The sequence below is a fragment of the Pseudomonas sp. 57B-090624 genome, from assembly GCF_003234055.1.
Classification (GTDB): Bacteria; Pseudomonadota; Gammaproteobacteria; order Pseudomonadales; family Pseudomonadaceae; genus Metapseudomonas; species Metapseudomonas tohonis.
Window position 1 is genome coordinate 1 of record NZ_QKRU01000092.1, and the last position, 8,458, is coordinate 8,458.

At 68.4% G+C, this 8,458-nt stretch carries 8 protein-coding genes; 4 read left to right on the top strand and 4 right to left on the bottom strand.

The window, feature by feature from the left end; all coding sequences use genetic code 11:
• Window positions 1–83: 83 nt before the first annotated feature.
• Genes DMX10_RS28700 through DMX10_RS28710 form a run of 3 tightly spaced genes read left to right on the top strand, consistent with a single transcriptional unit; the run spans window position 84 to window position 3,260 of the window.
• Window positions 84–965, top strand: coding sequence for a transporter (locus DMX10_RS28700; protein WP_111264296.1), 882 nt, complete (start codon window positions 84–86; stop codon window positions 963–965).
• A complete protein-coding gene (locus DMX10_RS28705) occupies window positions 955–2,154 on the top strand; it encodes an MFS transporter (RefSeq protein WP_111264297.1) in 1,200 nt (399 codons plus the stop codon). Before DMX10_RS28700 ends, DMX10_RS28705 begins: the two co-directional genes overlap by 11 nt.
• Window positions 2,151–3,260 (top strand): class II histone deacetylase, encoded by a 1,110-nt coding sequence (locus DMX10_RS28710; RefSeq protein WP_111264298.1) that lies wholly within the window; start codon window positions 2,151–2,153, stop codon window positions 3,258–3,260. The genes DMX10_RS28705 and DMX10_RS28710 overlap by 4 nt, the downstream gene beginning before the upstream one ends.
• A gap of 15 nt (window positions 3,261–3,275) precedes the next feature.
• Here the strand turns inward: DMX10_RS28710 and feaR are convergent, their stop codons facing one another.
• Together feaR and DMX10_RS32855 are read right to left on the bottom strand one after the other, a co-directional pair.
• Window positions 3,276–4,229: a transcriptional regulator FeaR gene (gene feaR / locus DMX10_RS28715; RefSeq protein ID WP_111264299.1), complete on the bottom strand. Its 954-nt coding sequence runs from the start codon at window positions 4,227–4,229 to the stop codon at window positions 3,276–3,278.
• A 439-nt stretch (window positions 4,230–4,668) separates the two neighbouring features.
• The gene (locus DMX10_RS32855) at window positions 4,669–4,842 is read right to left on the bottom strand and encodes a hypothetical protein (RefSeq protein ID WP_158545635.1); all 174 of its coding nucleotides are present in this window, start codon (window positions 4,840–4,842) and stop codon (window positions 4,669–4,671) included.
• 134 nt (window positions 4,843–4,976) lie between these two features.
• On the opposite strand from DMX10_RS32855, the gene DMX10_RS28720 reads away from it, so the two are divergent.
• Window positions 4,977–5,945 carry an ATPase gene (locus DMX10_RS28720; protein ID WP_111264300.1) on the top strand — a complete coding sequence of 323 codons (969 nt, stop codon included), beginning with the start codon at window positions 4,977–4,979 and terminating at the stop codon, window positions 5,943–5,945.
• A gap of 6 nt (window positions 5,946–5,951) precedes the next feature.
• On the opposite strand, the gene DMX10_RS28725 is transcribed toward DMX10_RS28720, so the two are convergent.
• Window positions 5,952–6,533 (bottom strand): DUF3156 family protein, encoded by a 582-nt coding sequence (locus DMX10_RS28725; RefSeq protein ID WP_111264312.1) that lies wholly within the window; start codon window positions 6,531–6,533, stop codon window positions 5,952–5,954.
• Window positions 6,514–8,013 carry an APC family permease gene (locus DMX10_RS28730; RefSeq protein ID WP_111264301.1) on the bottom strand — a complete coding sequence of 500 codons (1,500 nt, stop codon included), beginning with the start codon at window positions 8,011–8,013 and terminating at the stop codon, window positions 6,514–6,516. The genes DMX10_RS28725 and DMX10_RS28730 overlap by 20 nt, the downstream gene beginning before the upstream one ends.
• Window positions 8,014–8,458: the final 445 nt, after the last annotated feature.

The following is an 8,458-nucleotide window of genomic DNA, read 5'->3' on the forward strand; positions in this document are numbered from 1 at the left end:
CCCCGCACCCCTCCACCCGCCCTGAAGAAGGCGGGACGGGGAGCCTTTGCCTGCACTCACCATCCGCCAGAGGAAACCTGCACATGCACAGCCGCCATTCGCCCCTGCTCCCTCAGATCGTCGCCCTCGCCGTTGCGCTCGCCGCAACCGGTGCCCAGGCCGCCGACCTCAACGCCCGCGACTTCGTCTCCGCACCGGTGGGCACGGTGCTCGGCGTCGGCTACCTGCCGCTGACCCGCGCCAACGACTACCACGGCGCGGGCGACACCACCGGCAAGGCCGACCTCGCGACCAACGCCTTCGCCTGGCGCCAGCTGATCTTCACCGACATCTGCGGCACCCTGTGCACCCCGCAGTTCATCGTGCCCTACGTGGACGTCGACATCCGCGCGCCCGGTGCCGCCAGCCGCAGCAGCGAACGCGGCCTGGGCGACCCACAGGTGGGCGGCACGCTGTTCTTCATCAACGACCCGCAATCGCGCACCTACAGCGGCCTGCTGACCCTGCTCACGGTGCCGGTGGGCGAGTACCACGGGCGCAACCCGGACGCCTCCCCGGGAGCCAACCGCTGGGCCCTGCACCTCAACTACAACTACACCCAGGGCGTGGGCGAGAAGTGGATGCTGGAAGCCAACCTCGAAGCCCAGCTCTACGGCAAGAACGACGACTACTTCGGCCAGGACCTGGAGCAGAAGCCGCTCTACCGCCTGCAAGCCTTCGCCTCCTATGACTTCACCCCCAGCACCTACGGCGCCCTGCGCCTGATCCACGCCGACGGCGGCGAGCTGGAATTCAATGGTCGCACCCTCGACGACACCCACCAGCGCTACACCCAGCTCGGCTTCGAGGTCGGCCACTGGCTGGACCCGCGCAACCAGGTGCTGCTGGGCCTGACGCGCAACGTCGCCACCGAGAACGCCTTCGAGCAGGACAACCTGCTGCTGCGCTTCGTCCATGTCTTCTGAGGGCCCTGCCATGACCACCGCCACTCCTGCGGGGCTGCCCCGCTCCCGCCTGCTGGCCATCGTGCTGTTCGCCGCCATCGTCCCCTGCGTGCTGATGGCGGCACCGGCCATCGCCACCCAGTACGCCCTCCAGCTCGGCCTCGGCCCGGCGCAGATCGGCCAGCTGTTCTCCGCCGAACTGGCCGCCATGAGCCTGGCCACCCTGCCCGCCTACCTCTGGCAGCCACGCCTGGACTGGCGCCTGGTGGCGCGGGGCGCGGCCCTGCTGTTCATCGTCGCCAACCTGGCCTCGGCCTGGGTAAGTGCCTTCCACCCGCTGATGGTCCTGCGCGTGGTCAGCGCCCTGGCCGGCGGCACGCTGATGGTGCTGTGCATCGCCAGCGCGGCGCAGAGCCAGGACCGGGACCGCGTCTATGGCCTGTGGGTCATGGGCCAGCTGGTGCTCGGCGCCATCGGCCTGTGGCTGCTGCCACCGCTGTTCGCGCGTTTCGGCCTGCAGGCGCTGTACCTCGGCCTGGCCCTGCTGATGCTGCTGTGCCTGCCGCTGGCCGGCAGCTTCCAGGCCATGGCCGCGTCCACCCGGGCGCCGGTGAGGGAGCGCGGCGGCCTGGGCTGGCGCGCGCTGCTGGCGCTGTTCGCGGTGCTGGCGTTCTACGTCGGGCTCAGCGGCGTGTGGACCTTCATCGGCAGCATCGCCAGCGCCGCGGCCATCGACCCGGCCAGCAGCGGGCGTATCCTCGCCATCGCCACCCTGCTGGGCATCGCCGGTGCCGCCTGTGCCGCACTGATCGGCAGGCGCTGGCCGCGCGGGGCGATGCTGCTGCTCGGCTACGGCCTGATGGCCGGCGCCGTGCTGCTCCTGCTGGACCAGCCCGGCCTCGCGCGCTTCGCCACCGCCGCCCTGGTGTTCAAGTACACCTGGACCTTCGCCCTGCCGTTCATCCTCGCCTGCCTGGCCGACCTGGACCGTGACGGCCGCCTGATGAACACCACCAACCTGCTGATCGGCGGCGGCCTCGCCCTGGGCCCGGCCATCGCCGGCCCGCTGCTGGAAAGCAGCGCCGGCATGCGCGGCGTCCTGCTCCTCAGCGCCACCTGCCTGCTGCTGTCCTTCGCCGCCCTGAGCGCCAGCCGCCTGCGCGCCGGCGAACCCACCCCCTCCCTCGACGACAACGGAGTCCAACCATGAGCCGCCGTACCGCCTTCTTTTCCGATGAACTCTGCTTCTGGCACAGCGCCGGCATGCACGCCCTGACCCTGCCGGTGGGCGGTTGGGTGCAGCCGCCGGCCGCCACGGGCTTCGCCGAATCCCCCGAGACCAAGCGCCGGCTGAAGAGCCTGCTGGATGTTTCCGGCCTCTCCCGCCAACTGCTGCAACGCGGCGCGGAGCCAGCCACGCACGAGGACCTGCTGCGCGTCCACCCGGCGCGCTATCTGGAGCGCTTCAAGGCCCTGAGCGATGCCGGTGGCGGCGAGCTGGGCAGCGAGGCGCCCATCGGCCCGGGCAGCTACGAGATCGCCAGGCTCTCCGCCGGCCTGGCCATCGCCGCCGTCGACTGCGTGCTGCGTGGCGAGGCGGACAACGCCTACTCGCTGTCGCGCCCGCCGGGCCACCACTGCCTCGCCGACCAGGCCATGGGGTTCTGTTTCCTCGCCAATATCCCCATCGCCATCGAGGCCGCCCGGGTGCAACACGGCCTGCGCCGGGTCGCTGTGATCGACTGGGACGTGCACCACGGCAACGGCACCCAGTCGATCTACGAGGAAGACGGCGAGGTGCTGACCCTCTCGCTGCACCAGGAGAACTGCTACCCGCCGGGCTACAGCGGTGTGGAGGATCGCGGGCGCGGCGCGGGCCTGGGCAGCAACATCAACATCCCCCTGCCGGCCGGCAGCGGGCATGACGCCTACCTGCAGGCCATGCGCCGCATCGTGCTGCCGGCGCTGCAGCGCTTCCGCCCGGAGCTGATCGTGGTGGCCTGCGGCTACGACGCCAATGCCGTGGACCCGCTGGCGCGCATGCTGCTGCATAGCGACTCGTTCCGGGCGATGACGGCGCTGCTGCGCGAGGCGGCGGATGCGCTCTGCGGTGGGCGCCTGGTACTGGTGCACGAGGGCGGCTACGCGGAAGCCTACGTGCCCTTCTGCGGCCTGGCGGTGATGGAGGAACTGGCGGGGGTGCGCACAGCAGTGGAGGACCCGATGCTGGCCTTCATCCAGCTGCAGCAACCGGGCGAGGCCTTCGCCGGCTTCCTGCGTGACCGGGTGGAGCACCTGGCCACGCAGCTGGGCTAGCCGATGGGGCGGCCGTCAGAACCCGGCGGCCGCCTGCATCAACGCACCGGCGCGGTAGTCCTTGGGCGAGCGGTCGAAGTGTTTCTTGAACGAGCGGCTGAAGTGCGCCGAGTCGGTGAAGCCCCATTTGTAGGCGATCGAGGTGATGGACTCGCCCCTGAGGATGGGGTTGGCCAGGTCGTCGGCGCTGCGCTTCAGGCGTGAGCGCTGGATGTAGCGGCAGACGCTGTCGCCCTCCTCCTCGAACAGCCGGTACAGGTGGCGCACCGAGATGTCCAGGCGATTGGCCAGGGCCAGGGGCGTGAGGTTGGGCTGGGACAGCGACTCGTCGATGATCTTCTGCACATAGCTGCGCAGGTTGGCGCCCTGCAACGAGTCGCTCGATGCGGCTTGCGCGCAGTCCTGGCCCAGCGCCGGCTCCAGCAGGGAGATGAAGGCACTCTCCAGGGCCTCGCTTTCGGCGTCATCCGAGGCGGCCTGCTCGCGGCACAGCTGGTCCATCAGCAGGTGGAGCATCTTGCCGCTGGCGCGGCTGGAGGAGATCTTGCCGAACTTGGCCTGCTTGGACTTGAACGCCCGCTCCACCGCCACCCGGGGCAGGTGCAGGGAAGCGTGGTCGATGAGGCCGAAGGGGGTGATCTCGCAGGCGCCCACCGAATCCATCAGCAGCAGTTCGCCAGGCGCCAGGTCGATGCTCACCCCGCCCTGCATCACGCGGGAGAAACCGCTGCGCTGGCTGATCAGGAAGCAGTGGCGATCGTCATCGCGGTCGGCCTTGAGGGAAGCGCGGGAAATGAGCCCGGCATTGGTGCGCAGGTGCGCCATGGTGAGGCCGGAATGGCACTGCGAGGAGATCTCGCCGATGAACAGCGAACGGCTGGTCGCCAGCCGGGTCTCGAACCTGCCACAGATGGACTGCAGCGCCGCCTGCCAGTCTTCCAGACCGCCACGAGCTTCTTGAGCACGCATACGAACCTCCGGAGTTGTCTTGTTTTTGTTGCGAGATTGTTAACATGTTATCTATGCGAGCGCAACAAGGACTCGATGGCCTCTGAAGATGCAGTTTCGGTGCCAGCAGAGCAGTACGCCGGCCGCTCCTCGCCAATGGGCAGCATGCCCGGCTCAAGCGTGGGGCATGCCATACGCATCGCCTCGGCCACGGGGCGTGAAGAGGTGCATTGTTCGGTTCCCGGCTGAGCACGCAGCGCCCCTACGGGGAGCCAACTCAGCGTGCACGTGGCGGCACCTTCGTAGGATGGCGTAGAGCGAAGCGAAACCCATCAGCGATGGTGCAGGGAATTCATGGGCATCCGGCAAGCACCGCGAACCACGACAGCCAACGCGGAGATAGCCAAAACAAAAGCCCCGGCACACTGGCTGGGGCTTTCGTTGGTGAACCTGTCGCGCCTTAGCGGGCCAGCACCGCCAGCACGATGACCAGCAATACGATGCCGCCGGCGATCACCAGGGCCTGGGTGCCCGAGCGCTCCTTGCGGGCGCCCCGGCTCTTCTTCGGGTGGGCGGTGCCCATGCCCGGCTTGAAGCCGGCGGTCCTGGGGCCCTTCATCTTGTGCGATGCCATGAATCACTCCTTGTTGAATGACGACACGCCGAGAACCTAACACCCGCCCGCCGCCCACTCCAAGCCCCCGTTTGCCGCCATCGCGCCAGCCTGCATAATCGCGCTTAAGACCCCAGCCAGGGAAACGTTCCCGGATGCCCAGCAAAGCCCCGATCACCCGTGCCTACTGCGTCCAGCTGGACGAGGTGCTGTCCATCGCCGAAGCCCGGCGGGCGTTCTTCTCCCAGCCCGAGCCGCGCAGCCGCTTCGACTTCCTGTGCTCCAGCGAGGCCTGCCGCGCACTGGGCACCAAGGTCACCGCCGCCAACTACGACAAGCAGCCGAACGAGACCTACAAGGCCGCGCACTTTCGCGAGAACCCGCACTCGGCCCATGCGCCCGATTGCCAATGGATGAGCGGCGAGGAAGACGAGGACGCAGAGGGCAAGCTGCCCGGCGAGACCGAGAGCGACACCCGGCAGCGCCACGCCAGGCGCAAGCTGCACGACTACATCGATGTCTTCGAGCCCCCGGTCGAGCGGGCCAGGCCGGCCACCGAGGCACCCGCCGCCCTCTCTGCGCCCGATGAGAAGAAGCCCGGCCACCCGCCTCGGGAAGCCCCTGCGCCACGCACCGAGAGGAAGTCGATCAACCAGCGCACCAACAGCCTGGAGCGCCTGGTGGAGTGCTACCGGCAGGCACGGCTGGAGCTTAGCGACGAGGAGTTCAAGGCCATGCGCCTGCGCGTGGTGGGCGAAGGCGAGATGCCGCTCGGGGCGTACTTCAAGGCGATCAAGTACGCCAGGCCGGGCAACGCCAACCGGGTGCTGCAGGGCGGCGCGCTGCTGGTGGACCGCTACGGCAGCGGCTTCAAGCTGAAGTTCTACGACCGCATCGACAACAAGCCGGTGTTCCTCTACATCGCCAAGGAGCAGATGGACGCCTACCGCTTCAAGGGCTACCTGGACGGCTTGCTGAGGGAGGAAGTCGACTACTTCCGCGTCTACGCCATCGGCGAACTGGCGCTGTCCCCCAGCGGCAAGAGCCTGGACCTCAAGGTCGCCGACCTGCGCCAGCTGGTGCTGATCCCGGGCATGAAGAAGGCCCCCGCGACGGGGGCCTGAATCCGCTCAGAACCCCGCCAGCACCCGGGCCAGTATTGGCAGCGCATTCAGCAGGTGAGCCCGTTGCGCCTCGTCCAGGCGAATGTAGCGACGGAACGCCGGCATGCGGTTGACCACTTCGCTGGCGCCCATGTGCTCCAGCAGCACCTGCCAGTGACCGCCGTCGCGCTCGATGCGCAGGCGTTTGAAGTCCAGCGGCATCAGTGCGGCCCGCAAGGCCTCGTCGCCCTCCAGCGCAGCGATCACGCCAGCCAGCCCGGCCGCTTCCCCGGCGCGCCGGGTGCAGGCCAGGCCCTGGCGGCGGATGGCGCCGGTGTGGCGCAGCTCCAGCTTCGCCACGCCCTGCCCGCTGGAAGGCACCCGCAGTTCGAATTCGGTGAGCACCAGGTGCATCAGCAGCTCCGACTGGGTGCGCTCGCGGGCCTCGACGCTCAGCCCGCCCTCCAGGGTGAAGCGCCCCCGGCCTGGCTCCAGCGCCTCGAAAGCGAGGCCGCCGAGGTTGCGCCGCACGAGGGCCAGGGTCGCCCCCGGCCGGTAGCCGGAGGGCGCGCGGCCGTTGCCGAAGAACTCACGCAGCGCGAGAAGCATGGCCATAGCTCTCGCTGGCGTGGATGCCCGGCTCGGCGGCGAATTCCTTCTCCAGCACCTCCTCCACCGGTACCGGGCGGAACGGATTGACCTTCTGCACCACCACCGTCCAGAACAGCGCGTAGGACGCGGTCAGGCCGAGCATCACGGCGAAGGGGCCGTAGATGTCCCTGGGGTTCATGCCCGGCGGGGTGATGAACCACATGCCCAGCAGGATGCCGGCGCTGGAGACGATCTGCGGCAGCGGGAAGAACGGCGACTTGTAGGCACGCGGCAGGTCCGGGCGGCGGATGCGCAGGATCACCACCGAGAGGGTCACCAGCAGGTACGCCGTGCTCCAGGCGCAGACGGCGGCCAGCACCAGGTTGAAGATGTTGTCGGTGTTGCCACCCAGCCATGCGGCGTGCAGGCACGGGATCAGCACCGCCACGGCGATGCACAGCAGCGGCGTCTTGTAGTGCGGGTGCAGGTAGGCGAAGACCTTAGGCAGCGCGCCGTCCACGGCCATGCCGTACATGATGCGCGGCACGCCGGCCATCAGGGTGTTGATGGTGGCGGCGCCGGCGAAGAGGAAGCCGATACCGAGCCAGATCGGGCCGATGTCGCCCATCACCTGCTGGGCGAACTGCGGGATGGCCATGGGCGTATCCAGCAGGTGCACGCCGGTGGCCTCGTCGAGCAGCACGTTCTCCACCTGGCGCTTCATCGCCGCGCCGTAGATGAACATGCAGGAGGCCACGCCGAACAGGCCCAGGGCCATGGCGCGCGGCATGGTGCGCGCGGAGTTGCGCAGGTCCGGCGCCAGCGGGGTGACGAACTCGCAGCCGACGAACATGAACATCGCCATGCCCACCAGGGAGAGGATGGTCACCAGGTCCGTGCCGATCAGCGAGGTGCCGAACCAGCCGTCCAGCTGCACGGCGGGCGCGGCGATGAGGCCGGCGATGCCGAACACCATCAGCGTCGTCCACATGCCGAAGGTGAGGATCACCTCGGCCTTGCCGAACACGCTGACGCCGAAGCCGTTGAGGATGCCGAAGACGATGACGAAGCCCACGCCCAGCAGCCAGGAGCCGCCGGCCGATTCGGCCAGGGTGTTGAGGTGCTCGAAGTTAACCAGTGCCATGACGCCGGCGAGGATGGTTTCCGCCGTGCCGGCGAACACATGGACGATCAGGTACGCCGCGATGGTCCCGGTGATGGCGAAGAAGCGCCCCATGCCGCAGGCGATGTAGTCGTAGACCGAGCCGGTGGTCGGGAGGATCGAGGCCGCCTCGGCGAAGGTGGTGGATTGCGCGAGCATCATCACCATGGCGATCAGCATGGCCACGGCGAAGGCGCTGCCGTCGATGCCGAAGCCCATGGTGGCGGTGAGGATCACCGGGCTGGCCATGATCAGGCCGATGGTGCTGGCCAGCGCGGTGGGGAAACCGACCGTACCTCGATTCAAATGTGCGGTGAGCTTGGCGTCGATCGACATCGTCAGGGCCCTCGAATGCATTGTTCTTGTTTATCGTTATCCGGCCATCACGGCCGGTGCGGTCGAAGCCGCAGGTTCCCGAACACTCTGCGCCCGCCCTCCCCGGGCGTCTTGCCCCTGCCTGCCGCTGCTCTTGTAGCAGCCTGACATGCCCGCACGCCCCGCAGGATGGCGTAGAGCGCAGCGAAACCCATCGATCCGAAGCCCCACCACACACCGTGATTACCGGCCGCTCCGGCAGCATGGGTTTCGTACCTCTACCCATCCTACGAACTCGCACGCCCCGCAGGATGGCGTAGAGCGCAGCGAAACCCATCGATCCGAAGCCCCATCACACACCGTGATCATCGGCCGCTCCGGCAGCATGGGTTTCGTACCTCTACCCATCCTACGAACTCGCACGCCCGTAGGATGGCGTAGAGCGCAGCGAAACCCATCGATCCGA